Below are 26,226 nucleotides of genomic sequence, written 5' to 3'. Positions count from 1 at the left end.
AATCCGCGCCCCCGGGCGCGGGCCGCCTGAGCCAACGAGAGCAGCCATGGCCGAGTTTTCACTCCCCAAGAATTCCAAGATCACGAAGGGCAAGCACTTCCCCGCCAAGACCGGCGGCAAGAACGTGCGCACCTTCAAGATCTACCGCTGGAGTCCGGACGACGACAGCAATCCGCGCACCGACACCTATGACGTCGATCTGGACGCCTGCGGCCCGATGGTCCTGGACGCGCTGATCAAGATCAAGAACGAGGTCGACCCGACCCTGACCTTCCGCCGCTCGTGCCGCGAAGGCATCTGTGGTTCGTGCGCGATGAACATCGACGGCACCAACACCCTGGCCTGCACCCGAGCCATCTCGGACTGCGGCAAGAAGGAAGTGCCGATCTACCCGCTGCCGCACATGAACGTGGTCAAGGATCTGGTTCCGGACCTGACCCACTTCTACGCGCAGTACGCCTCGATCAAGCCGTGGATCCGCACCCAGACCCCGGCACCGCCGGACCGTGAGCGTCTGCAGTCGCCGGAAGACCGCAAGAAGCTCGATGGTCTGTACGAGTGCATCCTGTGCGCGTGCTGCTCGACCAGCTGCCCGAGCTACTGGTGGAACGGCGAGCGTTACCTGGGCCCGGCGATCCTGCTGCAGGCCTACCGCTGGATCATCGATTCGCGCGACGAGGACACCGGTGCGCGCCTGGACGATCTGGAAGATCCGTTCAAGCTGTACCGCTGCCACACCATCATGAACTGCGCCCGGACCTGTCCGAAGGGCCTGAACCCGGCGCTGGCGATCGCCGAGATCAAGAAGCTGATGATGGAACGCCGCGCCTGATACGGTGCCGGGTAGTTGCATGACCCCAGCAGAGCCACGCCATGCGTGGCTTTGCTGTATCTGGAGAAACACAATGGATGAAGAAGTCCTGCTGAAGAAGCTGCGCTGGCGTTGCCGGCGCGGCATGCGCGAACTGGACCAGTTGTTCGGTCGCTACCTGGACCGCGAATGGAGCAGTGCGCCGACCGAAGACCGCGAGGTTTTCCTGTTCCTGCTCGATTGCGAGGACGATAAGTTGTGGCGCTGGTTCATGGGCTACGAGGCCTGCCCGCATGCACACGCCGTCCCCCTCATGCACAGGATCCTCGCCCTCAAGCCTTGAGTGGCGCCCGTCGCGGCTGCAGGCCGGCGCCCAGCTGGCGGTACTGCTGGCCGCACCGTGGCTGCTGCATGCTTCGGATCTGCCGTCCGCGCATCTGCTTCCGGCGTTGATCGGGGTCTGGGCGCTTGGCCTGGCTGAGCTGGCCTGGCGCCTGCGGCGGCGCCCTGTCGTGCTGCAGCTGCCGCCCCTGCCTGAGCTGCTGCGGCTGGACGGCGGCGATATTGCCGAGCCGCGGCTGGTGGTGCGCGGGCCCTGGCTGCTGCTGCACTGGCGCGAGGGCTGGCGTCGCAGGCGCCTGTTGTTCTGGCCGGACGTGCTTGATCGCGCACAACGACGTGAACTGCGACTGGCCGTGGCCGCACGAAGCGTTTCCCGTCGGCCCCGGTCGGTGGCACCATAGGCTGAATCGACTGGCGTGCCTGCATGTTCAAACCCATTCCCGTGGCCATTGGCCTGCGCTATCTGCGCGCCAAGCGCCGCAACGGCTTCATCTCCTTCATTTCGATGGCATCGATCCTGGGCATCGCGCTCGGGGTGACGGTGCTGATCACCACATTGGCGGTCATGAGCGGTTTCCAGAAGGAAATCCGCAGCCGCCTGCTGCAGATGACCGCGCACACCACCATCAGCCGCGACGGCGAACCGATGCCGGACTGGATGCGCGTGGTCGATGTGGCCAACAAGGATCCGCGCGTGGCCGGTGCTGCGCCGTATATCGAGATCCAGTCGATGATCAGCGGCCCGCGCGTGCAGGGTGCGATCATCCAGGGCATCGACCCGGCACTGGAACCGAAGGTGTCGGTGATCGACAAGAAGGTCACCAAGGGCAGCTACGGCAGCCTGACCCCGGGCAGCTTCAACCTGTTGCTGGGCAAGGAACTGGCCGTCTGGCTGGGCGTGGACGTCGGTGACCAGGTGCTGGTGACCTTCGCGGAAGTGCAGGGCACGCCAGCGGGCGCGGTGCCGCGGATGAAGCGCTTCACCGTCAGCGGCATCTTCGAGGCCGGTTACAACGAGGTCGATCGCGGTGTGGGTTTTGCCAACATGAAAGACCTGGAGCGCGTACTGCGTTCCGATGGCGCCACCGGCGTGCGCCTGAAACTGCATGACATGGACCGCTCGCTGGAGGTGGGCGTGGACCTGGCGCAGAACCTCGGCGGTGCCTATCGGGTCAGCGACTGGACCCAGCAGAACGCCAACCTGTACCACTCGCTGCGCATGGAAAAAGTGGTGATGGGCATCCTGCTCTCGCTGATCATCGCCATGGGCGCGTTCAACCTGGTGTCCTCGCAGGTGATGCTGGTGACCGACAAGCAGGCCGACATCGCGATCCTGCGCACCCTCGGCCTGACCCCGGGCGGGGTGATGCAGGTGTTCATGGTGCAGGGCTCGCTGATCGGCATCTTCGGCACCCTTGCCGGCCTGATCGGCGGCATCACCCTGACCTTGAACCTGGAACGCATCCTCGGCGCCATCGAGTCGGTGTTCAACGTCAAGCTGCTGCCGGAGGATGTGTACTACATCACCGGCCTGCCGACCGACATGCAGACCAGCGACATCGTGGTGATCACCCTGGTCGCGCTGCTGATGAGCTTCCTGGCCACTCTGTATCCCGCCTGGCGGGCAGCACGCACCCAGCCGGCGGAGGCCCTGCGCTATGAATAAGGTCTTCAACCGCGGCGATGAAGTGATCCGTGCCGAAGGGCTGGGCAAGACCTACGCCGAAGGGCGCATGCAGACACCGGTGTTCGACGGGCTGGACCTGACGGTGACTGCAGGTGAGACGGTTGCGATCATCGGTGCCTCCGGTGCCGGCAAGAGCACGCTGCTGCACCTGCTGGGCGGGCTGGATACGCCGACTGCGGGCGAGGTCTATGTCACCGGCCAGCGCATGTCGGCGCTGTCGGACACCTCGCGCGGCCTGCTGCGCAACCAGGCGCTGGGTTTCGTCTATCAGTTCCACCACCTGCTGCCGGAATTCACCGCGCTGGAAAACGTGATGATGCCGGTGATGCTGGCCGGTACCGCGGTGGCCGAGGCCAGCACGCGTGCGACTGCGCTGCTGGAATCGGTCGGCCTCGGCCATCGCCTGGACCACAAGCCCGGCGAACTGTCCGGTGGCGAACGCCAGCGTGCTGCGGTGGCGCGCGCGTTGGTCAATCACCCGGCCTGCGTGCTGGGCGACGAGCCGACCGGCAACCTGGATGACCGCACCGCTGCGACCGTGTTCGAGCTGATGCTGGAGCTCAACCGTGCGCGGCATACCAGCCTGGTGCTGGTGACCCATGACCGCTCGCTGGCACGGCGTCTGGACCGGGTGCTGGAGCTGCGCGAAGGGCGCCTGCACGCGCTGGCCCACGCCGACGTCTGAGCGGCCGGGCAAGCGCCAACCAAGGTTGGCGACTACCGGATTCGATGCAGGGCCTGAACCAGGCTGCCGGCCGTTGCGCCGGCACCACCCCGGCGGGTGCATGATCGGCACAGTTCCCCCGTGGAGATGGCCATGAAGACACCACTGTTGATCGCCGGGCTGTGCCTGGCTCTGGCTGGCTGTGCCACCACCGGCCGCCTGGGCAGTGCCGAGAAGCTGGAGCTGTATCGTGCCCACGCCGGCGCACCGCAGAAGGACATGCAGTTCTTCGGCAGCCTCAATGGCTGGACCGAGCTGGGCGACAGTGCGCTGGCGGTCTGGACGCGTCCGAGCGAGGCCTACCTGCTGGAATTGAATGGTCCCTGCCAGGATCTGTCGTATGCGACCGCCATCGGCCTGACCAGCCGGATGAACCGCGTCTCGGCGCCGTTCGACAAGGTGCTGGTACGTGACCCGACCGCTGGCCCGCGCATGCCGTGCTTCATCAAGACCATACGCAAGCTGGACGTGAAGGCGCTACGCGCCTCCGAGCAGGAGCTGCGCCAGGCGCAGGTGCAGGAGCGCGAGGAATCCGCGAAATAGAGCGGTAGCGCCGGGCCATGCCCGGCGGATGGCTGGACGCCGGGCATGGCCCGGCGCTACCGGTAGGTCAGGCTTCGGGGGTGAACCCGGCGGGCTTCTCCGCGTCCTTCTCGAACAGGAACTTCACCAGTTCCGTCTCCAGGAAGGCGCGATGCTCCGGCTTTCGCGGGGAAAGGCGGTTCTCGTTGATCAGCATGGTCTGGTGTGCCAGCCATGCGGTCCACGCCGGCTTGCCGATGTGGTTGAACACACGCTGGCCCAGTTCCCCCGGGTAAGGCACGAAGTCCAGGCCCTCGGCATCGCGTTGTTCGTACTGGCAGAAGACGGTTCGGGGCATGGCACTCACTCGTGGTTGCGGGATTTTGCGGAAGTTCGCTTCGGGCTCTTGATGGGCGCGCCCTCAAGCAGTTTGCGGATGGGGGCAGGCAAGCCCAGTGCAGGCAGTTCGGCGGCGCCAACCCAGCGCAGCGTGGGTTCTTCCACGCGCAGGCCGCGCACCTGCCGTGACAATACCTGCAGGTGCAGCTTGTAGTGGCTGAAGGTGTGCTGCAGCACTGGCAGCTCCTCGGCATCTTCCAGCGAACCATCGACGTGGACGTCGAACCAGTCCTGCAGCTCGCTGCCCGCTTCGGCCTGCGGAAGCGTCCACAACTGTGCCCAGATGCCGGTGTCCGGCCGCTTCTGCAGCAGTACGCGCTGCTGCTTGTCGCGCAGCAGCAAAGCCACCGCCTCGCGTTCGGGCAGCGTCTTGCTTGGCTTTGCGGTTGGCAGCTCGGCGGTGCGGCCTTCGCGACGTGCCACGCAATCGGCCTGCAGCGGACAGATCACGCAGGCCGGTCTGGACCGGCTGCAGACCGTGGCACCGAGGTCCATCTGCGCCTGGGTGTAGTCGGCCATGCGTCCAGCCGGCACCTGGGCGACCTGCGCTTCGGCGATGGCCCACAGCTGCTTTTCGATGGCGGGCAGGCCAGGGAAGCCGTCGACGCCGTGATAGCGGCTGAGCACGCGCTTGACGTTGCCATCGAGGATCGCGAACGGGTCGTTCCAGGCCTGGCTGAGGATCGCGCCGGCGGTGCTGCGGCCGATGCCGGGCAGGTCGTGCAGGGCATCGAAATCACGCGGCAGGTCGCCGCCGTGCTCGGCCACGCAGCGCTTGGCGGCGGCGTGCAGATTGCGTGCACGTGCGTAGTAGCCCAGGCCGGCCCACTGCGCCATTACCGCGTCGTTGCTGGCGGCGGCAAGGTCGGGCAGGGTGGGGAAGTGCTGCAGGAAACGGTGGAAGTACGGAATGACCGTGGCCACCTGGGTCTGCTGCAGCATGATCTCCGACAACCACACCCGGTACGGGCTGCGTGGATGCTGCCAGGGCAGGTCGTGGCGGCCGTGGTCGTCGAACCAGTGCAGCAGGCGGGCAACGAAGCCGTGCTCAGGGGCGGACGTGGCGCTGGCGTTCGGCTGGCGGGGCATCGGTACTCCAAAAGGCAGCCACCCATGGGGTGGCTCTACTACGGCAGCGGCCGGTCACCCATGGCGTGGCTCTACCGGGTTGCAGTAGAGCCACGCCATGCGTGGATGCGGACGCGTCAGGCAGTGCCCAGCGCTTCGGGCAACAGGGCGTCGACGAAGGCTTCCGGATCGAACACGCGCAGGTCCTCCGGGCGCTCGCCGATGCCAGCGAAACGGATCGGAATGCCGAACTCGCGGGCCAGCGCGAACACCACGCCGCCCTTGGCGGTACCGTCCAGCTTGGTCACCACCAGGCCGGTCACCTTGACCGCGGCATTGAACTGGCGCAGCTGCGAAAGCGCGTTCTGGCCGGTGGTACCGTCGATCACCATCAGCACTTCGTGCGGCGCGTTCTCGTCGATCTTGCCGAGCACGCGGCGGATCTTGCCCAGCTCGTTCATCAGCCCGGACTGGGTGTGCAGGCGGCCTGCGGTATCGGCGATCAGTACCGAGGTGCCGCGGGCCTTGCCGGCCTGCAGCGCATCGTAGGCCACCGAGGCGGCATCAGCGTTCTGCCCCTGCGCGACCACGGCCACGCCGTTGCGCTCGCCCCAGATCTGCAGCTGGGCGACGGCGGCGGCGCGGAAGGTATCGCCAGCGGCCAGCATCAGGCTGTGGCCCTCGTCCTTGAAGCGCTTGGCCAGCTTGCCGATGGTGGTGGTCTTGCCGACGCCGTTGACGCCCACGGTCAGCATCACGAAGGGCTTGGCGTTGCGGTCGATGACCAGCGGCTTGGATACCGGCTGCAGGATCGCGATCAGGTCCGCGCGCAGTGCCGCCAGCAGGGCATTGGCATCGATGAACTCGCGCGCCTTCATGCGCTTGCGCAGGTCGGCGATCAGGTCGGTGGTGGCGGCAACGCCAACGTCGGCGGTCAGCAGCGCGGTCTCGATCTCGTCCAGCAGGTCGTCATCGAGCTTGGGGTTGCGCGAGAACAGGCCGCCGAAACTGCGGGCGAACGCACTGTTGCGCAGGCGCTCGCGCCAGCCGGGCTTGCCCGCCGCAGCAGCCGGGGCATCGACCAGTACCGGCAGATCGGCGGCGGGGGCGGCTGGTTCCTGCGCCGGGATGACCGGGGCCAGCGGGGCGAGCACCGCGGCGGCGGCGGCCGCTTCGGCTTCGAAGTTCTCCGGCGCCAGCACGCGGGCGGGCGCGGCTTCGGGGATGGTTTCCTGCGCCGTCCGCAGTGGTGCTTGCGGGGCCGGCGCGATTGACGTTGCGGGCGCAACGACCTCGGGCGTGGCAGCTGGCACAGGCGCTTCCACCATCGGCGGGGCTACCGGTGCGGCCGGGGCCTGCTCGGGTGGCGCTGCCGACGGGAATGCCGCCGCCAGCTCTTCAGCCGAGTAATGCTGGGTCTTGGGCGCGTCCGGTGTGGCGGCGTCCTGGGGCTTCTTGCGGCGGAAAAAACTGAGCATTGGCAAAAGGCGCTGAAATCAGAGGGATATGCTACCACCCGGGCCTGTATGGCCGGCGTGGACTCAAGGTCGCAGCTACGCGGCCGTTAACCGGTCCGGAGGGCTGCGTTGGGTGGCCTGGGAGACCGCCGATGAACGATGTGACAGGTGTTGCGCTCAGCCGGATGCGTGCGGCCCAGCAGGGCGTGCAGGTGGCAGCGCACAATGTGGCCAACCTGGCGACCCCGGATGCGCCACGACTGCAGCTGCAGCGCGATGCCGCAGCGCAGGGCGGGGTGGACACCCGCGTGACGTCCCATGGCGACACCGATCCGACCGCACCGCTGGGCGATCTGTTGGCTGCCAAGGCCGAGGTGGTGGCCTTCGCCGCCAATGCCGCGCTGATCCGCCGCGAGGACCAGATGCTGGGCTCGCTGCTGGATCGGCAGGCTTGATCCGACCGCATCTGGGATGGGTCTGATCCGACCGCATCTGGGACGGGCTTGATCCGACCGGCTCTGGTGCGTGCCTGATCCGACCGGCTCTGGTAGGTGCCAACCTTGGTTGGCACGCTTTTGCAGTCAAGCCCTGCTCGGCAGCTTTTCAAGCGCCAACCAAGGTTGGCATCTACCAGGCCAACAGCAACGCCAACCAAGGTTGGCATCTACCAGGTCAACAGCAGCGCCAGCCAAGGTTGGCATCTACCGGGGCAATGGCGGTGCCAACCGAGGTTGGCACCGCCAGGCCGGGCGATCCCGGCATCGGTCAGGCCGACAGTTCCAGCAGCAGCTTGTTCAGACGGGCCACGTAGGCACCCGGGTCCTTCAGGCTGTCGCCGGCGGCCAGTGCGGCCTGGTCGAACAGCACCCGGCCCAGGTCGTCGAAACGTGCGCCATCGGCTTCGGCATCCAGCTTGGCGATCAGCGGATGACCCGGGTTGATCTCCAGCACCGGCTTGCTGTCGGGTACCTTCTGGCCGCTGGCTTCCAGGATCTGGCGCATCTGCAGGCCCAGGTCCTGTTCGCCGATGGCCAGCACCGCCGGCGAATCGGTCAGGCGGTGCGACACGCGCACTTCGGCCACGTCATCGCCGAGCACGTTCTTCAGGCGCTCGACCAGGCCCTGCTTGTCCTTGGCTGCGGCTTCCTGCTCCTGCTTGTCCGCTTCGCTCTCCAGCGCGCCCAGGTCGAGGTCGCCGCGGGCGATGTCGACGAAGCCCTTGCCGTCGAAATCGGTCAGGTAGCCCATCAGCCACTCGTCGATGCGATCGGTCAGCAGCAGGACTTCGATGCCCTTCTTGCGGAACACTTCCAGGTGCGGGCTGTTGCGCACCTGGCTGTAGCTCTCGCCGGTCAGGTAATAGATCTTGTCCTGGCCTTCGGCCATGCGGCCGATGTAGTCGGCCAACGAGACGGTCTGCGCATCGGCCTCGCCACGGGTGGAAGCGAAGCGCAGCAGACCGGCGACCTTCTCACGGTTGTTGTAGTCCTCGGCCGGGCCTTCCTTCAGCACCTGGCCGAATTCCTTCCAGAACGTGGCGTACTGCTCGGGCTTGTCGCTGGACAGCTTCTCCAGCATGTCCAGCGAACGCTTGGTCAGCGCGGCCTTCATCGAATCGATGACCGGGCCGGACTGCAGGATCTCGCGCGAGACATTCAGCGACAGGTCGTTGGAATCGACCACGCCCTTGATGAAACGCAGGTACAGCGGCAGGAACTGCTCGGCCTGGTCCATCACGAACACGCGCTGCACGTACAGCTTCAGGCCCTTGGGCGCATCGCGGTGGTACAGGTCGAACGGCGCGCGGCCCGGCACGTACAGCAGCGAGGTGTACTCCAGCTTGCCTTCGACCTTGTTGTGGCTCCACGCCAGCGGGTCGCTGTGGTCGTGGGCGACGTGCTTGTAGAACTCGGTGTACTCCGCATCGCTGATCTCGGTGCGCGGGCGGGTCCACAGCGCGCTGGCGCGGTTGACGGTTTCCCACTCGATCGCGGCGCCTTCTTCGCCGCCTTCCTTGGGCATCTGGATCGGCAGGCCGATGTGGTCGGAGTACTTCTTGAGGATGCTGCGCAGGCGCCAGCCGTCGGCGAAGTCGTGCTCGCCGTCCTTCAGGTGCAGGACGATGCGGGTGCCGCGCTCGGCCTTGTCGATGGTGGCGACATCGAAATCGCCTTCGCCACGCGAGGTCCAGCGCACGCCTTCATTGGCGGCCAGGCCTGCGCGGCGCGAAGTGACTTCCACTTCGTCGGCGACGATGAAGGCGCTGTAGAAGCCGACGCCGAACTGGCCGATCAGCTGCGAGTCCTTCTTCTGGTCGCCGGACAGCTGGCGCAGGAAGTCGCCGGTGCCGGACTTGGCGATGGTGCCGAGGTGGGTGATGGCATCGGCGCGGCTCATGCCGATGCCGTTGTCTTCGATGGTGATGGTGTGGGCGGCCGGATCGAAGCTGACGCGCACGCGCAGTTCGCTGTCGCCTTCCAGCAGCTCAGGCTGGGTCAGGGCTTCGAAGCGCAGCTTGTCGGCGGCGTCGGCGGCATTGGAGACCAGCTCGCGGAGGAAGATCTCCTTGTTGGAGTACAGCGAGTGGATCATCAGCTGCAGCAGCTGCTTGACTTCGGTCTGGAAGCCAAGGGTTTCGGTCTGGGTCGTCTCGGTCATCGGGTAGGGCTCCATGTGCGGTGCCGCGCAAGCGCGTGCGGCCTCGCCAAGGGGTAGGGGTGATTGTCCCGAAATCAAGGGGTTGGTCGGCCGGGCTGCGCCCGGCACCCGCCGAGGCCAAAGCAACAGCAACAGCAACAGCAACAGCTGGCTCTGGGTTGTCTGTTTGCTTGGCGGGGCGATGTGGGTTGGCAGGACGCGCCGTAAACCCTTCCATGGGGGCTCGTAGGCGCCATCCATGGCGCCTGCGGTCCTGCCAACCCACACCGCCCCGCCTCTGACAGATTCCCGGTGACGGTGACAACGGCTGGGCTTCTGATCTCATCAAACCTTCGAAATCTGACAGATGTTCATCCACGCATGGCGTGGATCTACTGCAGATCGCGGAAAACTGTCGAAGGCGGGGTGGGTCCGGTTGAGGGGGCGTGAGCCGCATGGATGCGGCGACCGAGCTTACAGGGACGTACTTGCAGCGTCCCCCTCAACCGGACCCACCCCGCCAACCCACAGGAAACCAGCTTTTGACGTTGCTTCGGCCTCTGCGGGTGCCGGGCGCAGCCCGGCCGAACTACAATCCCGCTCATGCTGAAATTCTCGAATGAACCTCGCCAGGGGCGCCTGTGAGCGGCCGCGGTGGCAACGAAGGCCAGGTGCGCATCATCGGTGGGCGCTGGCGCAATACCCGACTGCCGGTTCCGACCCTGCCGGGCCTGCGGCCCAGCAGCGACCGCGTGCGTGAGACCCTGTTCAACTGGTTGATGCCCAAGCTGGGCGGGGCGCGCGTGCTGGACCTGTTCGCCGGCAGCGGCGCGCTGGGGCTGGAGGCGGTCTCGCGGGGGGGCGCGCATGCCACCCTGGTCGAGCGCGACCCGCAGCTGGCGCGCAACCTGTCGGCGGCCGTGGCCAGACTGCAGGCGGGTGACGTCGTGACGGTCGCCCAGGCCGATGCGCTGCGCTGGCTGCAGGCCGCGCCGGCACAGCAGGCGGATCTGGTGTTCATCGACCCGCCGTTCGCCGATGGCCTGTGGCAGGACGTGCTGGCCCAGCTGCCGCGGCACCTGGCCGCCGACGCCTGGCTGTACCTGGAATCGCCGGCCAGCCACGTGCCGGTGCTGCCCCCGGAATGGCTGCTGCACCGCGATGGCGGCACCCGCGAGGTGCGCTTTGCCCTGTACCGCCGCGCCGCTGCTACACTTTGACCTCATCTGAACATCTGCTACCGCCCATGACCGTGGCCAACCGCCGCATCGCCGTCTATCCCGGCACGTTCGACCCCATCACCAATGGTCATATCGACCTGGTGAGCCGGGCCGCGCCGCTGTTTGAAAAGGTCGTGGTGGGCGTGGCGCAGAGCCCCTCGAAGGGACCGGCCCTGCCGCTGGAACAGCGCGTGCAGCTGGCGCGTGGCGCCCTGGGCCACCACAGCAACGTCGAGGTCATCGGCTTCGATACGCTGCTGGCCCATTTTGTGCGTTCGGTGCAGGGCGGTGTGCTGCTGCGCGGGCTGCGCGCGGTGTCCGACTTCGAGTACGAATTCCAGATGGCGAGCATGAACCGCCACCTGATTCCGGAGGTCGAGACCCTGTTCCTCACCCCCGCCGAGCAGCACAGCTTCATCTCGTCCTCGCTGGTCCGCGAGATCGCACGCCTGGGTGGCGATGTGTCCGGCTTCGTGCCGGCCGCCGTGCTCGAGGCGCTGCGCAAGGTCCGCGAAGCGAAGTCGGCCCAGTCGTAAGCCCTGGCCAGCAGTAGATCCTGTAGCACCACGCATTCCATTACGCACACCAACACGCAACATTCCGGGAGGAAACCCATGAACAACACCATGCGCGCGATGCTGATCGCTTCGTTTGCCCTGGCTTTCACCGCCTGCAAGAAGGAAGAAGCCGCTCCGGTCGACGAAGCCAAGCAGGCGCTGGTCGCGCCGGCCAAGGAAGACGACGCAGGCTGGAAGAAGTACCTGCAGGAAGTGGCCATCCAGAACATGGGCAACATCACCAACAGCCCGTTCCTGTACTACCTGTCGCCGGAATCGGATCCGGACTTCCAGGCCAAGTACGAGCGCCAGACCGAAAGCGCGACCCAGGCCGTGGCCCGTGGCGTGCAGCCGGGCAACATGCTGGCCTTCGGTTCGTCGGCCTCGGGCAAGATGGCTGACATGATCCAGACCGTGTTCAAGGATGTCTCGCCGGATTCGATGAAGGGCGTGCGCGTCGTCTTCATCGGCCAGTCCGCCGACAACGCCCGCGTGCAGGCCGTGGTCCAGCCGACCGGTGCCGAGTACATTTTCGTCGAAGCCAAGTAAGACCGAGCCGAGGCGGTCGTGCTTCGGCACGGCCCGGGCGGCGCCCTGCGATGGGCGCCGCTGATGACCTGACCGGCCCGCGCGCCCGCGCAGGCCGGTCCTTGTCCCAAGGCGCGGGCGTGGAGTATCGCCATGTCGCTGAAAATCAATGAGCTCTGCGTCAACTGCGACGTATGCGAGCCGGCCTGCCCGAACCAGGCCATCACGATGGGTGAAACCATCTACGTGATCGACCCCGCCCGCTGTACCGAGTGCGTGGGCCATTTCGACGAACCGCAGTGCGTGGTCGTCTGCCCGGTCGAATGCATCGACCCCGATCCGGACATCGTCGAAACCGAAATCGAGCTGCTGGCCAAGTTGCGCCAACTGCAGCACGATCATCCCGAACTCTATGCGGAGCCCCCATCCGAATGAAGTCGTTCGCCCGCCCCCTGTTGCTGCTCGGCCTGCTGCTGAGTTCCGTCGCCTGGGCTGATGCCCCGGTCCGTGCCGAGCGCCCCGATGGCGCGGCCATCGCCAGCGGTCACGCCCTGGCCACCCAGGCCGGTGTCGACATCCTGGCCCAGGGCGGCAACGCCTTCGACGCGGCGGTGGCGGTGTCCTCGACCCTGGCAGTGGTCGAGCCGATCAGCTCCGGCCTCGGTGGCGGCGGCTTTTTCCTGCTGCATGATGCGGCTACCGGCAAGGACGTGATGCTGGACGCGCGCGAGACCGCGCCGGCCGCGGCCACGCCGCAGGCCTTCCTCGACAAGAAGGGTGACCTGGACCGCGACCGCTCGGTCAACGGCCCGTGGTCGGCCGGCATTCCGGGCCTGCCGGCGGCGCTGGTCGAACTGTCGGCCAAGCACGGCAAGCTGCCGCTGGCGGCATCGTTGCAGCCGGCGATCCGCATCGCGCGTGAAGGCTTCCCGGTGTACGACCGCATGGCCAAGGGATATGCCTCGCGCCGTGAAGTGATGGAGCGTTATCCCGGTACGCGCGAGGTCTATCTGCGCAATGGCAAGCCGATCGCCACCGGTGACCTGTTCAAGCAGCCGGAACTGGCGCAGACCCTGGAGCGCCTGGCGGCCGGTGGCTTCGACGGCTTCTACAAGGGCCAGACCGGCAAGCTGCTGCTGGCCGGCGTGAAGCAGGCGGGAGGCAAGTGGACCGCCGAAGAGCTGGCCGGCTACCGCGTCAAGCAGCGTGCGCCGATCGTCTTCAACTACAACGGCTGGAAGATCACCACCGCACCGCCGCCGTCCTCCGGTGGCATCGCCCTGGCCAGCATGCTGCAGATACTGGAAGGCTGGGACATCAAGCAGATGGATGCCGCGCACCGCACCCATCTGGTGGTCGAGTCGATGCGTCGTGCCTACCGTGACCGCACCTTCTTCCTCGGCGATCCGGATTTCGTGCAGATCCCGCAGAAGGTGCTGGCCAGCAAGGATTACGCACAGGGCCTGCGCGCGACCATCCACCCGGAAAAGGCGACCCCCAGCGACCTGCTGTCGGGCAACCCGACGCCGCTGGAGGATGATGAGACCACCCACTTCTCGATCATCGACCGTGATGGCAACCGTGTCGGTGCCACCCAGACCGTCAACCTGCTGTACGGCTCGGGCCTGATTCCGAAGGGCACCGGCGTGCTGCTGAACAACGAGATGGACGACTTCGCGCTGAAGCCGGGAACGCCCAATGCCTTTGGCGTGATGGGCTACGCGGCCAACGCGCCGAAGCCGGGCAAGCGCATGCTCAGCTCGATGACGCCGACCTTCATGGAAAACGACGACAAGGTGATCGTGCTGGGCACGCCCGGTGGCAGCCGCATCATCACCATGGTGCTGCTGGGTATCCTGGGCTACGACGCTGGCCTGGATGCGCAGCAGGTCGCCGCGCTGCCGCGCTACCACCACCAGTGGCTGCCGGACCTGATCGAAGCGGAAAGCAATGCTTTCGACGCTGGCACCATCAAGCAGCTGCAGGCGATGGGCCACAAGATCGACCTGCCGGGCGAGGTCGCTGCCGGCGGCCGCGGTTCCAGCCACGTGTGGGGCAACCTGCAGACGGTGGAATGGGATCGCAAGGCCAACAAACTGTTTGGCGGCAGTGACCCGCGCAACCCGGTCGGCAGTGCCCAGGTCGTGCCGGCTCCCTGAGCCGGCGGTTGCGCCGGGCTAGGCCCGGCGGACGCAAACCTGAGAACCCCGCCCGCAACGGCGGGGTTTTTCATTTTCCCACTAGCGATTATTTAACGAGCGGCCACCGATAATTGCGTCATGAAACTATGGTCGATCCGCGGTAATACACAACGCCTGGATGGCGGTGCAATGTTCGGCAACGCGCCGCGCGCGTTGTGGGAAAAGTGGGCAGCACCGGATGAGCTCAACCGCATCGAGCTGGCCTGTCGTGCGTTGTTGGCGAGCCCGCTGGAAGGCAAGACGGTGCTGTTCGAAACCGGCATCGGTGCGTTCTTCGAGCCGCGCATGCGCGAGCGCTATGGCGTGCAGGAAAGCCAGCATGTGCTGATCGATTCGCTGCGCGAAGCCGGCTTCGAGCACGAAGACATCGACGTGGTGGTGCTCAGCCATCTGCACTTCGACCATGCCGGCGGCCTGTTGGCCGCGTGGCACGAAGGCCGTGAACCGGAACTGCTGTTCCCCAATGCGACGTACGTGGTCGGGGCGCAGCATTGGCAGCGCGCGCTGCAGCCGCACCCGCGCGATCGCGCCAGCTTCATTCCAGAACTGCCGGGCCTGCTGCAGGCCAGTGGCCGCCTGGAAGTGGTGGACGGCGAGTATTCGAAGGTGCTGGGCCACAGCGTGCGTTTCAGCTACAGCGACGGGCACACGCCGGGGCTGATGCTGGCCGAGATCGTGGGGCAGGCACGCGCAGGCGAGGGGGCGCACGGCGGCGTGGTGTTCTGCGCCGATCTGATTCCGGGTCGATCGTGGGTGCACGTGCCGATCACCATGGGGTACGACCGCAACGCCGAGCTGCTGATCGACGAGAAGCGGCAGTTCCTGGAAGACAAGCTGGCGCGCAACGTGCATCTGTTCTTCACCCATGATCCGCAGGTGGCGCTGGCGCAGGTCGGGCGGGATGAGAAGGGACGTTTCGTGACGCTGCATGAGCAGGGCGAACTGAAGGCGCGCGCGCTGGGGTGAGGTTGGCCGGCAGGGCTGCGCCCTGCACCTGCAGAGGCCGGAGCCGAAGCAACAGCAACAGCGGGCTATCCGTGGGTTGGCGGGGCGGTGTCGGATGGCGGGGACGCCGCAAGTACGTCCTTGTAGGCTTGGCAGCCGCATCCATGCGGCTGACACCCCGCAATCCGACACCGCCCCGCCTTCGACAGTTTTCCGGTGACGGATGGGACACCCGGTGGATCTTTCGGGCTCTGACCCCATTCGACGACGGGTTCCAGGTGACTGATGCGACTCTCGTTGTATGGATCGGCAGTAGATCCACGCCATGCGTGGATGGGGCCTTTCTTCGCTGTTTTTACGATGCCTTGAGGCAGCTGCTCATGAAGGTCTTGCGGGCGTCGCCGGCGAGCTTTTGGGTGGCGGCGTCTGCGTTGCACTTCTTCATGCGCTCCTGCGGCGTGGCAGGGGTTGCCGGTGCGGCTGCGTGCGAACTCAGGCATGCGCTCTGCGCGGACTTGTAGGCGTCGCCTTTCAGCCCTTTGTTCTTTGCCGAACAGTCGGCCATGCGCTGCTGCTGTGGGGTGGCTGCGTTGGCGGCAATCGGGAGGCCGACCAGCAGGGCGGCGGCGAGCAGCAAAGAGGCTTTCATGGTGGCTCCAGGGCAGGGCGGGTGCGCGGAGCATTCGCCCGTCGCCGCAAAGCCGGCGTGAAGGTGCCTGGAGCAGGTGGAGCACTTCCTTTCGAAAGCGCTCCGACCCGGTCGATCTCAGCCCACGCGGGTACCGAAGATGCGGTCGCCGGCATCACCCAGGCCCGGCAGGATGTAGCCCTTGTCGTTGAGCTGCGCATCGATCGCGGCGGTGTAGATCTCCACGTCCGGGTGCACGGCCTTCACCGCTTCGATGCCCTCCGGCGCGGCAACCAGGAAGATGCCCTTGATCCGGCGTGCGCCGGCGCGCTTGAGCATGTCGATGGTGGCGATCAGGGTGCCGCCGGTGGCCAGCATCGGGTCGAGGATCAGCGCGTCGCGCTCTTCCAGGCGGCCGGTCAGGCGCTCGAAGTAAGGCACCGGCTGCAGGGTTTCCTCATCGCGCTGCAGGCCGACTACGCTGACACGGGCGGCCGGGATCAGCGACAGCACGCCGCTGAGCATGCCCAGGCCGGCGCGCAGGATCGGCACCACGGTGATCTTGGCGCCGGCGATGCGCTGCACGGTGACCGGGCCGGACCAGCCCGGCAGGGTGTGCGGCTCGGTTTCCAGGTCGGCGGTGGCCTCGTAGGCCAGCAGCGTGCCCAGTTCGTTGGCCAGTTCGCGGAAATCCTTGGTGCTGAGCGCGGCGTTGCGCATCAGGCCGATCTTGTGCTGCACCAGCGGGTGGCGCACTTCGACGATCTTCATGGGATGGTCTGGCAGAAGGGGAGGCCCCCATTTTAAGCGGAATGCGCGGTGGTGCCGAGCCGGGTCCGGCAGGCCAGGCTCCACCGGTGTCATGCCCATGCAACCTGCCGGACATACCGTGCTGACCCAATCTTTACACCGTTGGGGATAGCTGTGCAGAAGAAGAACACGTTGGGCCTGGCAATCAGCCTCTCGCTGCTGGTGACGGCCAGCCCGTCGGTGCTGGCGGCCGAAAACGCTGCCGCTGCCGTGGCAGGGGGTGCCGCCGCAGCGACCGATCTGGACCGCGTCGAAGTGCGCGCGCAGCTGGAATCGCAGGTACGCGCCGTCGACCTGAAGCGCAGCAGCGATGCCATCGAAGACGCCGTGTCCTCCGACGCGCTGGGCCAGTACCCGGACAAGAACGTGGCCGAGTCGCTGCAGCGCCTGCCGGGCATCAGCGTGACCCGCGACCAGGGGGAAGGCCGGTTCGTGGTGGTGCGTGGCCTGGATGCCAACCTCAACAGCGTCAGCGTCGACGGCATCGCCATCGGCACCCCGGAAGATTCCAGCCGCGCGGCGCCGCTGGATGTGATTCCGTCCGATTCGACCGAGCGCCTGCGCGTGGTCAAGTCGCCCACCCCGGACATGCCGGGCGACGCCATCGGCGGCGCGATCCTGGTTGAATCGGCCTCGGCCTTCGATCGTGACGGCCGCAGCCTGCGTGGCAAGATCGAAGCCAGCCACCAGCAGCTGTCCGGCGAAACCAGCCCGAAGGCGGCCTTCAACTACAGCGAAGTGTTCAACGACACCTTCGGCGTCGCGCTGGGCGTGAACTACCAGAAGCGCACGTTCGAATCGGACAACACCGAAGTGGAGTACGACGGCGAAGACGATGCCGCACCGGGCGACGTCACCGCGATCAACCTGCAGCACCGCAAATACGAAATCGAGCGCAAGCGCATCGGCGCCAACCTCAACCTGGACTGGCGCCCGAACGAGGACAGCAAGTACTACCTGCGTGCGCTGTACAGCCAGTTCGATGATGCCGAAACCCGCCAGCGGGTGATCTTCAACTTCGATGACGCCAAGATGGTGAAGACCGGTACCGACCAGTACCGGTTGGACGGCATGCCGAAGGATTCCATCGACAGGCGCATGCGCTACCGCACCAAGGAAGAGAACACCTTTGCGGCCAGCCTGGGCGGCGAGAACACGCTGACCAACGCCGTGGTCGATTACAAGGTGGGTTTCACCCGCACCGAAGAGCGGGTGAACGATGAAATGGAGGCGCGCTTCAAGCTCAACGGCAAGGCCTTCAACGGTACGCTGGACCAGAGCAGTCGAATGCCCAGCTACAGCTTCGACAATCCGCAGTGGCTGGACAACGCGAACTACGCGTTCGACCGCTTCGTGATTTCACCCAAGCAGGTGAACGACAAGGAGCACAGCGCACAGGTCAACGTGCGCTTCGACGGCGACAGCAGCAGCATCAAGTTCGGCCTGCTGGGGCGCTGGCGCGACCGCGACGTCAACGTCGACGAAAGCGAACTGCGCGTCGGCCCGAAGGTTGCCCTGTCCAGCTGGACCACCGGCTCCCCGGATCACCGCCACGGCACCCTGGGTGACGGCATGGATTCGGACGCGATGCGCGCGTACTGGGCGGCCAACCGTGGCCAGTTCAGTGCTCGCCCGCAGGATGTCGGCGCCAACGCGATGACCTCGCTGGAAGAGGACTACACCGCCAGTGAAGACATCTTCGCCAGCTACGCCATGGGGACCTGGGATGTCGGTGCGCTGCGCATCATCGGTGGCGTGCGTGTGGAGAACACGCGCTTCAGGGCCGAAGGCAACCAGGTCGATGTGGCGGCCAACGGCCGCAGCTACACCGTAACCCCGCGCGTGGCCAACAGCAGCTATACCAACGTACTGCCGGGCCTGCACCTGCGCTATGACGCGGCCGATGACTGGGTGCTGCGCGCCTCGGCCAACAAGACCGTTTCGCGCCCGTCCTTCGGCGATATCTCGCCGCGCGTCGGCTACAGCCGCGGCGACGAGGAAGTGCGCCTGGGCAATCCTGAGCTGGACCCGTACGAGTCGAAGAACATCGACCTGTCGGTGGAGAAGTACCTCGGCAGTACCGGCATCGTTTCGCTAGGTCTGTTCCACAAGTCCATCGACGGCTATATCGTCGAGACGGTGCGCACCAATGATCCGGCCTACGGTGGTTTTGACGTGACCCAGCCGATCAATGGCCGCAAAGCCACCGTGCGTGGTGCGGAGCTGAACTGGCAGCAGCAGCTGGCCTTCCTGCCCGCTGGCCTGGACGGTCTGCTGGTGGGCGCCAGCGGCACCTGGCTGGATACCGGATTCGACGCTGGCATCGAGGATCGCGCCGGTGAGGATTTCACCCTGCCGCGTGCCTCCAAGCACGTGTACAGCGCCCACATCGGCTATGAAAAGTACGGCCTGAGCACCCGTCTGGCGGCGGTGTACCGCAGCGAGTACCTGGACAGCATCGGCAAGGGCCGTGCGTTCGACATCTACGTGGCGCCCAACACCCAGCTCGACTTCTCGCTGGACTACAAGTTCAACGCGAACGTGAGCGTGTACTTTGAAGCGCAGAACCTGCTGGACAAGCCGTTGGAGCTGTACCAGGGCACGCGCTCGCGCACCCTGCAGATGGAAGAGTATGGCCGCACCTACGCCGTGGGCCTGAAGGTGGCGCTGTGATGGCGCGTTGCATGACCCTGATGGCGGCCTCGCTGGCAGCCGTTCTTGCCGCCGGCTGCACGCCGGCCGCGGACAAGGCGCCGGCAGCGGCTGCAGCGACCGGCGCTGTGGCACCGGTCAAGCGCAACGTGGCGACCATCGCCGAGGCTTTCCTGACCCCGATGACCCCGGCCGACAACATCGATTCGCCCGCGTCCTGGCAGGCCCCGGATGGCAAGACCTGGCTGATCGCCACGGCCAAGGCCACCGACAAGCTGGTGGTCTACGATGGCAGCAACGGCCAGCACCTGCGCGACGTCGGCAGCACCGGCACCGGCCTGGGCCAGTTCGATCGTCCCAACGGCATCGCGGTGATCGATGACCTGCTGTGGATCGTCGAGCGCGACAACCACCGTGTGCAGGTGCTTTCGCTGCCGGACTTCACTCCGTTGGCCACCTTCGGTGCCGACGACCTGCGCAAGCCCTACGGCCTGTGGGTGGACCGCCGTGCCGATGGCTACAGCGTCTACGTCACCGACTCCTGGGACAACGGCGAGGACGCACAGGGCAAGGACATCCTGCCGCCGCTGGCTGAGCTGGACAAGCGCGTGCGCCAGTACCACGTGTCCCGCGATGGCACGAAGGTGCAGGCAACACTGTCGGCCAGCATCGGTGATACCAGCGAAGCCGGTGCGTTGCGCGTGGTCGAATCGATCTGGGGGGATCCGGCCAATGATCGCCTGCTGATCGCCGAAGAGGACGAAAGCTACGCCAGCGAATTCAAGGTCTACACCCTGGCGGGGCGCTTCACCGGCACCACCTTCGGCCGCGACGTGTTCAAGGCGCAGGCCGAAGGCGTGATGCTGCGCACCTGCGGCAAGGACGGCTGGTGGATCACCACCGAGCAGGGCAAGCAGCGCAGCGTGTTCCATCTGTTCGACCGCCATACGCTGAAGCCGGTGGGTGCGTTCCAGGGCAATACCGTGGCCAACACCGATGGCATCTGGATGATGCAGCAGCCGACGCCAAGGTTCCCGCACGGTGCCCTGTATGCGGTGCACGATGACCAGGGTGTGGTGGCCTTCGACTGGGAGAGCATCGCCAAGCAGTTGGCCCTGCCGCTGGAGTGTGGCTCGTGAGCGCGCGTTTGGTGCGCTTGCTTGCGATCGGGCTGCTGCTCGCATTGCCATCGATGGCGATGGCTGCGGCCGAGCCCAATACGCGGGTGCCGTCGGGCAGCCGCTACTACGCGGCCACACCGGTGCCGGACCGCATCGTTGCCTCTCCATCGGTCGACCCCAGCCACGGCTTCGCAGTGGCCTGGCGCACCGATGGCAGCGTGCAGTCGCCGCTGCTGGAAATCGCACGGGCCGACGATTCGCCGGCCATCGAGGGCATCGTCCAGGTGCGCGCGAAGACCCAGGTGCTGCAGACCGAGAACGGCCTGTCGCATCATCATCGCGCCGACATCGACGGTTTGCAGCCGGACACCCTGTATGTCTACCGCGTACAGGGCAATGGCAGCTGGAGCGCGTGGAACCAGCTGCGTACGATGGCCGCTGCCGACCAGCCGCTGACCCTGCTGTATTTCGGCGATACCCAGAACAAGAACGTCAGCCATGTAAGCCGCGTGGTGCGGGCCGCACAGAAGGCCGCGCCGGATGCGCGGATCAGTCTGTTTGCCGGCGACCTGGTCAGCGGTGGCGACAACATGGACGACAGCGAATGGGGCGAATGGTTTGCCGCCACCAGCTGGCTGGCACAGGAGACGCTGGTGGCGCCGGCGATCGGCAACCACGAGTACTTCGAGGAATTCGAGGACACGCCACAGGAGCGCCGTGTGCTGGGCCGCCATTGGCCGGTGACCTTCGCCCTGCCGGGCAACGGTGCCAGCGCGGCGGCGGGTACCAGCTACTGGTTCGATGCACAGGGCGTGCGCGTGGCCGTGGTCGATGGGACCTCGGCGCTGGATCTGGGTACCGCCAAGGCGCAGGCACAGTGGCTGGACAAGGTGCTGGCCGGCAACCGGCAGCCGTGGACGATCGTGCTGCTGCACCAGCCGTTCTATTCGCCGCGCGAGGGCCGCGAGAATGCTGCCCTGCGCAAGGTGCTGCTGCCGGTGGTGCGCCGTCACAAGGTGGATCTGGTACTGCAGGGGCATGACCATACCTACGGCCGTCGCGGCGAAGGGCAGGCGGCAACACCGCAGTACGTGGTGACGGTGGCTGGACCGAAGCAGTACCGCCTGTCGGACGAGGCACGCAGGACGATGGACCCTGTGGGCGAAGACACCCAGCTGTTCCAGGTGTTGCGCATCGATCCGCAGCGCCTTCGCTACGAGGCCCGCACGGTGACCGGGCGCCTGTACGACGCCTTCGAGCTGAAGCGCGATGACAATGGCGGCAAGCAACGGGTGGAGCAGCGAGAGGGACGGATCACGCCGCGTGACTGCGCGCGTGCCCAAACCGCCAAGGGCCGCACCGACCGGTGCTGGGAGTGAGGAACGACCGATGAGCGCGCGCCCGCGCCTCGTTCCGATGGCCGCCATCGCCGTTGCCCTGCTGCTGGTGGTGGGCGCGGTGGCTGCTGCCGATACCGTACTGCACCCGTTCCTGGCCGCTCAGCCGGAGCAGGTGCCGCAGGAAAGAACGACGGACGAGTGATCAGCGAAGCGATGCAGCAGTCCAGAAGCAGATCCACGCCACGCGTGGATTGAACCTTTCCGTGCACCATCCGCGCATGGCGTGGCTCTGCTGCATTGCGTCCAGGAACAGTTCTGCTTCATCCGTGCTGCCCAGCACCACAGCGACAGCGCGCAGCGCCGCTTCGCGATGAACCGGACGGATCCCGCCATCATCGTCATCGCTGTACAGATCCTCATCAGCCTCGAGGTAAACGCTGCCGGCCGCAGCCAACGCGGCCATCAGGGTCGGCACGTCGGCGGCGAACCCGCCGGCGTCCCAGTGGCCCGCACCATGACGGGCGAACAGTACGCGGCCGTCGTCGATGTCGAGGATGAGGGGATCGGCGCCACGGTCGGCGATCACCAGCCACTGCGCCGGCCAGTCGCTGATCGGTTCGCCATCGTTGCCGTTCCAGCGATAGCCTGCCTGGTAGGCCCACAGGCGCTGCAAGGGCGGTATCCACACCTCAAGGCCTGGAATGGTGATGCCGCAGGGGCCTTTTGCAGGATTGAATACCTCGCCGAACGGGCCGACGTGTGCGTAGAATCCGGCCAGCACGTCCGGCAGCGGGAACGGCCCCTGCCACGCGTCGGCAGATTGCGGCTGCAGGGCGCCGAAGCGGGCAAACGTGGCGCGAAGATCATCCATGACGTGGGCCGGGCGGAAGCGGAAGAGCGCGCAGCCTAGCAGAGCCGGTCGCACGCATCGCCTTCACCGTCACTGGCTATCATGGCCGCCCAGCAACTGAGAGGCAGTGCACGTGTCGGTAGCGTTGGTATGGTTCCGTCGGGACCTGCGGTTGCAGGACAATCCGGCGCTGCAGGCGGCGCTGGAAGCGGGCCACGCTGTGGTGCCGGTGTACATCCACGCGCCGCACGAAGAGGGCGAGTGGGCGCCGGGCGCGGCCTCCAATGCGTGGCGCCATCGTTCGCTGGCGGCACTGGATGCCGGCCTGCGTGCACGGGGTTCATCGCTGGTGCTGCGTGCCGGTGACAGCCTGCCTTCCCTGCTGGAGCTGGTGCAGCAGACCGGCGCCGAAGCGGTGTACTGGAACCGCAAGTACGAACCGGCCACGCAACCGCGCGATGCCGCCATCAAACGCACGCTGCGCGAGCAGGGCATAGATGCGCAGAGCTGCAACGGCAGCCTGCTGTTCGAGCCCTGGGACATCGCCACCCAGCAGGGGCAGCCCTACAAGGTATTCACTCCGTACTGGCGCAACGTACTCAGCCACTGGCGTTTGCCCGCCTTGCGGGCCGCACCGGAGACGCTGCCGGCGCATACGGTCGACAGCCTCGCGCTGGATACGCTGCAGCTGGCGCCCACGCTTCACTGGGATACCGGGTTCTGGGAACACTGGCAGCCGGGCGAGACCGGTGCGCTCGAGGCGTTGTCCGTGTTCGAGGATGGTGCGCTGCGCGGCTATCGCGAGCAGCGCGACCTGCCGGATCGGGTCGGTACCTCGCGGCTGTCGCCGCACCTGCATTTCGGCGAAATCGCGCCGTGGCGCATCGCCCACGCGCTGGAAGGCCTGCGCAGTGCCGGTACCGATGCTGACATCGATGGCTACCTGCGCCAGCTTGGCTGGCGTGACTTTGCCCATCACCTGCTGCACCACTTCCCGAAGACGCCGACCGACAACCTCAATCCACGCTTCGATCGCTTCCCGTGGGCCAGTCCCAGTGCCGCCCAGCTGCACGACTGGCAGCGCGGCAACACCGGCGTCCCCATCGTCGATGCTGGCCTGCGCGAGCTCTGGCATACCGGCTACATGCACAACCGGGTGCGGATGATCGTTGCCAGCTACCTGTGCAAGCACCTGCGTGCGCATTGGCTGCACGGTGCGCGCTGGTTCTGGGACACGCTGGTGGATGCCGACCTGGCCAACAACACGATGGGCTGGCAGTGGGTGGCCGGCACCGGTGCCGACGCGGCTCCGTATTTCCGCGTGTTCAATCCCGTCACACAGGCCGAGAAGTTCGATCCGCAGGCGCGCTACATCAGCCGCTGGGTGCCTGAGCTGGCGGCGCTGCCGGTAAAGGCGCGGTTCGCTCCATGGCAGCATCCGCACCTGCTGGCCGAACGCGCGCCGGGCTACCCACGCACGCCGCTGGTGGACCTCGCCGCTGGCCGGGATGCCGCTCTGGCCGCCTACCGTCAGTCGGCGGCGGGGTAAAGCGCTGGCTGAGCGGTCCAGACAGCTAGCTGAACACGCCCCTGTCGACCGGCGTGATCATCATCCCGACATCGCGTCCGGCTGTTTATCCTCGTTGCCGCCCGCAAGCCGCCGGCCCGACCGGAAACCAAGGAGAACACCATGATCCGCAACACCACCCGCAACGTCGCACTGGCCCTGATGAGTGCGGCCGTCCTGTCGGCCTGCGCCACCGGCGGCTCCTATGTGCAGAGTGATCCGTACGGCAACCCGACCGAGCAGCAGAACCGCACCGGCCGCAATGCCCTGATCGGTACCGCCATCGGCGTGGCCGCGGGCCTGCTGTCCGGCGACAGCGCGACCGAGCGTCGCCAGCATGCGCTGATCGGCGCGGGCATCGGCGCACTCAGTGGCGCCGCGGTGGGCCAGTACCAGGATCGCCAGGAGCGCGCGCTGCGCGAGCGCACCGCCAACACCGGCATCGACGTCGAGCGCCAGGGCGACAACATCATGCTGAACCTGCCCGACGGCATCACCTTCGACTTCGGCAAGTCGGCACTGAAGCCGCAGTTCTACGGCTCGCTCAATGGCGTTGCCGGCACCCTGCGTGACTACAACCAGACCATGATCGAAGTGGTCGGCCACACCGACAGCATCGGCAGCGACGCGGTCAACAACCGCCTGTCCAAGGAGCGTGCTGATTCGGTGGCGCAGTACCTGATCGGCCAGGGCGTGCAGAGCGTGCGCATCGAAACCCTGGGCGCTGGCAAGGCCTATCCGATCGCTGACAACAGCACCGATGCCGGCCGTGCCAAGAACCGCCGCGTCGAGATCCGCGTGATTCCTCTCAAACAATAACGCGCAGCGTTATCGCTGTTCCGCCGCAGCAGGAACGAAAATGCCGCCCTAGCAGGCGGCATTTTCTGTAGGTGCCGAGTGTGCTCGGCACGCCGATAGCCCATGTGGAGAGCCGTGCCGGCCAAGGTCGGCATCTACCGGAGGCCATCCAGGAGAGCAGGGTACAGGCGGCATCGCTGCAGCTTACGCCGCCGAAGCAGCCACCTTCTCCAGGATACGCTTGCCGCTGCTCGCCAGCGCCGCTTCTTCCTGTTCCTGCTGCTGCCGCGCCAGCTTCGCACCGGGGCACTGCGCCAGCATGTAGTTGGCGTCGAAGTTGAGCTTCTCCACCAGGAAATCGACGAACGCGCGTACCTTCGGCGACACCAGCCGGCCACCGGCGAACACCGCGTTGAAATCCACTTCCGGGCCGGTCCAGCCGGCCAGAACGCGGCGCACCATGCCCGACTCGACGAACGGCTTGGCCATCACGTCGCCGGTCAGCAGCAGACCTTCGCCACACACCAGCGCGCCATTCAGCGCAGACATGTCGTTGGCCGTCATCAGCGGCGTCACCGGGAAGTCGCGCAGCTCGCCACCGTTCTCGCCCAGCTGCCAGGTAAAGCGTGGCGAATTGCCGGTGTGGTACGGCTTGCGCATGGCCAGGATGCGGTGGAACTGCAGCTCTTCCGGATGCAGCGGCTCGCCGTAGCGCTCGATGTAGGCCGGGCTGGCGAACACCTGCGTGCGCAGGCTGCCGAGCTTGCGCGCCACCAGGTTGGAATCGGGCAGGGCACCCACGCGCAGGGCAAGATCGGCCTCACCGGCGATCAGGTCCAGCTTCTCGTTGCCCATGTGCATGTCCAGGCGGATTTCCGGGTACTGCGCATGGAACTGGCCCAGCAGCGGTGCGATCCAGGTGATGCCGATCGAATAGGGCACGGTGAAGCGCAACCATCCGCGTGGACCAGACTGCAGCTGGCTGACCGCGCTTTCGGCTTCTTCAAGTTCGCGCGCGATGCGCTGGCAATGCTCGTGATAGATCGAACCGGCTTCGGTGAGGCCGAGGCGGCGCGTGGTCCGGTGCAGCAGGCGCGCACCCAGGCGCGTCTCAAGTTCCTGCACTTTGCGGCTGACCGTGGTCTTGGGCAGGCCGAGCGATTTGGCAGCCGCGATGAAGCTGCCTTGCTCGACCACTTTGACGAAGATCAGCGTCTCGTTGAGATCGTGGGACATGGTCAGGGATCCTGGACGTCGGGGATGGGGCAATCGTGACAGAACGATTGGACCGGGGACGGGATGATTATTCCCCTTAATCAGGACTAATCAAGTAGGGGTTTGAGGTCTATCGTGGCGCCATTC

26 protein-coding genes and 1 pseudogene are annotated in these 26,226 nt (G+C 66.3%); 19 read left to right on the top strand and 8 right to left on the bottom strand.

The genetic code is table 11. The annotated features are described in order from the left end of the window. The first annotated feature begins 46 nt into the window (after positions 1–46). The 6 genes from AC1DCU_RS07605 to AC1DCU_RS07580 all read left to right on the top strand — a co-directional run bounded on the left by AC1DCU_RS07605 (position 47) and on the right by AC1DCU_RS07580 (position 4,107). Positions 47–832 carry a succinate dehydrogenase iron-sulfur subunit gene (locus AC1DCU_RS07605; protein ID WP_080149146.1) on the top strand — a complete coding sequence of 262 codons (786 nt, stop codon included), beginning with the start codon at positions 47–49 and terminating at the stop codon, positions 830–832. A gap of 73 nt (positions 833–905) precedes the next feature. After that, complete coding sequence (locus AC1DCU_RS07600; RefSeq protein WP_032977868.1) at positions 906–1,154, top strand: FAD assembly factor SdhE; 249 nt, start codon at positions 906–908, stop codon at positions 1,152–1,154. Then, positions 1,105–1,554, top strand: a complete 450-nt coding sequence (locus AC1DCU_RS07595; protein WP_032977865.1) for a hypothetical protein — start codon at positions 1,105–1,107, stop codon at positions 1,552–1,554. The genes AC1DCU_RS07600 and AC1DCU_RS07595 overlap by 50 nt, the downstream gene beginning before the upstream one ends. A 23-nt stretch (positions 1,555–1,577) precedes the next feature. Continuing rightward, on the top strand, positions 1,578–2,819 hold the full coding sequence (locus AC1DCU_RS07590; protein WP_025878818.1) for a lipoprotein-releasing ABC transporter permease subunit: 1,242 nt from the start codon (positions 1,578–1,580) through the stop codon (positions 2,817–2,819). Then, positions 2,812–3,525, top strand: a complete 714-nt coding sequence (gene lolD, locus AC1DCU_RS07585) for a lipoprotein-releasing ABC transporter ATP-binding protein LolD (RefSeq protein ID WP_032977862.1) — start codon at positions 2,812–2,814, stop codon at positions 3,523–3,525. The genes AC1DCU_RS07590 and lolD overlap by 8 nt, the downstream gene beginning before the upstream one ends. 132 nt (positions 3,526–3,657) lie before the next feature. Beyond that, on the top strand, positions 3,658–4,107 hold the full coding sequence (locus tag AC1DCU_RS07580; RefSeq protein ID WP_025878820.1) for a DUF6491 family protein: 450 nt from the start codon (positions 3,658–3,660) through the stop codon (positions 4,105–4,107). A 67-nt stretch (positions 4,108–4,174) separates the two neighbouring features. Here AC1DCU_RS07580 and AC1DCU_RS07575 read toward each other — a convergent pair whose 3' ends face one another. The 3 genes from AC1DCU_RS07575 to ftsY form a co-directional block, all read right to left on the bottom strand. Then, positions 4,175–4,444: an oxidative damage protection protein gene (locus tag AC1DCU_RS07575; protein WP_025878821.1), complete on the bottom strand. Its 270-nt coding sequence runs from the start codon at positions 4,442–4,444 to the stop codon at positions 4,175–4,177. A gap of 5 nt (positions 4,445–4,449) precedes the next feature. Beyond that, on the bottom strand, positions 4,450–5,574 hold the full coding sequence (mutY, locus tag AC1DCU_RS07570; RefSeq protein ID WP_282280218.1) for an A/G-specific adenine glycosylase: 1,125 nt from the start codon (positions 5,572–5,574) through the stop codon (positions 4,450–4,452). 116 nt (positions 5,575–5,690) lie between these two features. Further along, a complete protein-coding gene (gene ftsY, locus AC1DCU_RS07565; RefSeq protein WP_478013586.1) occupies positions 5,691–7,031 on the bottom strand; it encodes a signal recognition particle-docking protein FtsY in 1,341 nt (446 codons plus the stop codon). Between the two features lie 131 nt (positions 7,032–7,162). On the opposite strand from ftsY, the gene AC1DCU_RS07560 reads away from it, so the two are divergent. Next, a complete protein-coding gene (locus tag AC1DCU_RS07560) occupies positions 7,163–7,465 on the top strand; it encodes a hypothetical protein (RefSeq protein ID WP_442252388.1) in 303 nt (100 codons plus the stop codon). Positions 7,466–7,775: 310 nt separating this feature from the next. Here AC1DCU_RS07560 and htpG read toward each other — a convergent pair whose 3' ends face one another. Then, positions 7,776–9,668 carry a molecular chaperone HtpG gene (gene htpG / locus AC1DCU_RS07555; protein ID WP_032977853.1) on the bottom strand — a complete coding sequence of 631 codons (1,893 nt, stop codon included), beginning with the start codon at positions 9,666–9,668 and terminating at the stop codon, positions 7,776–7,778. Between the two features lie 620 nt (positions 9,669–10,288). Here htpG and rsmD point away from each other — a divergent pair. From rsmD to AC1DCU_RS07525, 6 genes are all read left to right on the top strand, one after another. Then, positions 10,289–10,867: a 16S rRNA (guanine(966)-N(2))-methyltransferase RsmD gene (rsmD, locus tag AC1DCU_RS07550; protein WP_032977851.1), complete on the top strand. Its 579-nt coding sequence runs from the start codon at positions 10,289–10,291 to the stop codon at positions 10,865–10,867. Positions 10,868–10,893: 26 nt separating this feature from the next. After that, positions 10,894–11,403 carry a pantetheine-phosphate adenylyltransferase gene (coaD, locus tag AC1DCU_RS07545; protein WP_008267036.1) on the top strand — a complete coding sequence of 170 codons (510 nt, stop codon included), beginning with the start codon at positions 10,894–10,896 and terminating at the stop codon, positions 11,401–11,403. Between the two features lie 78 nt (positions 11,404–11,481). Then, positions 11,482–11,973 carry a hypothetical protein gene (locus tag AC1DCU_RS07540; RefSeq protein ID WP_025878827.1) on the top strand — a complete coding sequence of 164 codons (492 nt, stop codon included), beginning with the start codon at positions 11,482–11,484 and terminating at the stop codon, positions 11,971–11,973. Positions 11,974–12,105: 132 nt separating this feature from the next. Further along, entirely contained in the window at positions 12,106–12,387 is a 282-nt protein-coding gene (locus tag AC1DCU_RS07535) for a YfhL family 4Fe-4S dicluster ferredoxin (protein WP_025878828.1), read from the top strand. After that, on the top strand, positions 12,384–14,111 hold the full coding sequence (ggt, locus tag AC1DCU_RS07530; protein WP_032977848.1) for a gamma-glutamyltransferase: 1,728 nt from the start codon (positions 12,384–12,386) through the stop codon (positions 14,109–14,111). Before AC1DCU_RS07535 ends, ggt begins: the two co-directional genes overlap by 4 nt. Before the next feature lie 120 nt (positions 14,112–14,231). Next, entirely contained in the window at positions 14,232–15,119 is an 888-nt protein-coding gene (locus tag AC1DCU_RS07525) for an MBL fold metallo-hydrolase (RefSeq protein ID WP_025878830.1), read from the top strand. 334 nt (positions 15,120–15,453) lie between these two features. Here AC1DCU_RS07525 and AC1DCU_RS07520 read toward each other — a convergent pair whose 3' ends face one another. Beyond that, a complete protein-coding gene (locus AC1DCU_RS07520; protein WP_025878831.1) occupies positions 15,454–15,747 on the bottom strand; it encodes a PsiF family protein in 294 nt (97 codons plus the stop codon). A 117-nt stretch (positions 15,748–15,864) separates the two neighbouring features. Next, positions 15,865–16,497, bottom strand: a complete 633-nt coding sequence (upp, locus tag AC1DCU_RS07515; RefSeq protein WP_025878832.1) for a uracil phosphoribosyltransferase — start codon at positions 16,495–16,497, stop codon at positions 15,865–15,867. A gap of 153 nt (positions 16,498–16,650) precedes the next feature. On the opposite strand from upp, the gene AC1DCU_RS07510 reads away from it, so the two are divergent. The 4 genes and pseudogenes from AC1DCU_RS07510 to AC1DCU_RS07495 form a co-directional block, all read left to right on the top strand. Further along, positions 16,651–19,209, top strand: coding sequence for a TonB-dependent receptor (locus tag AC1DCU_RS07510; RefSeq protein WP_032977845.1), 2,559 nt, complete (start codon positions 16,651–16,653; stop codon positions 19,207–19,209). Between the two features lie 11 nt (positions 19,210–19,220). Continuing rightward, a complete protein-coding gene (locus AC1DCU_RS07505; protein WP_425602664.1) occupies positions 19,221–20,327 on the top strand; it encodes an NHL repeat-containing protein in 1,107 nt (368 codons plus the stop codon). A gap of 53 nt (positions 20,328–20,380) precedes the next feature. Beyond that, positions 20,381–21,688 carry a purple acid phosphatase family protein gene (locus tag AC1DCU_RS07500; protein WP_081794600.1) on the top strand — a complete coding sequence of 436 codons (1,308 nt, stop codon included), beginning with the start codon at positions 20,381–20,383 and terminating at the stop codon, positions 21,686–21,688. A 10-nt stretch (positions 21,689–21,698) separates the two neighbouring features. Further along, a pseudogene (locus AC1DCU_RS07495) lies at positions 21,699–21,833 on the top strand (inorganic diphosphatase); the annotation flags it as partial. An 18-nt stretch (positions 21,834–21,851) separates the two neighbouring features. Here AC1DCU_RS07495 and AC1DCU_RS07490 read toward each other — a convergent pair. After that, positions 21,852–22,520 (bottom strand): hypothetical protein, encoded by a 669-nt coding sequence (locus AC1DCU_RS07490; protein WP_442251952.1) that lies wholly within the window; start codon positions 22,518–22,520, stop codon positions 21,852–21,854. 112 nt (positions 22,521–22,632) lie between these two features. Here AC1DCU_RS07490 and AC1DCU_RS07485 point away from each other — a divergent pair, with 112 nt between their 5' ends. Then, positions 22,633–24,048, top strand: a complete 1,416-nt coding sequence (locus tag AC1DCU_RS07485; protein ID WP_032977962.1) for a cryptochrome/photolyase family protein — start codon at positions 22,633–22,635, stop codon at positions 24,046–24,048. Between the two features lie 141 nt (positions 24,049–24,189). After that, complete coding sequence (locus AC1DCU_RS07480; RefSeq protein WP_025878838.1) at positions 24,190–24,885, top strand: YiaD family glycine zipper/OmpA-like lipoprotein; 696 nt, start codon at positions 24,190–24,192, stop codon at positions 24,883–24,885. A 183-nt stretch (positions 24,886–25,068) separates the two neighbouring features. On the opposite strand, the gene AC1DCU_RS07475 is transcribed toward AC1DCU_RS07480, so the two are convergent. After that, positions 25,069–26,100, bottom strand: coding sequence for a LysR family transcriptional regulator (locus AC1DCU_RS07475; RefSeq protein WP_025878839.1), 1,032 nt, complete (start codon positions 26,098–26,100; stop codon positions 25,069–25,071). Between the last annotated feature and the right edge of the window lie 126 nt (positions 26,101–26,226).

This window comes from Stenotrophomonas sp. 10L48, from assembly GCF_056395105.1.
The sequence above is the reverse complement of the archived record's forward strand: the minus strand, read 5'-3'. Positions and strand labels throughout refer to the sequence as shown.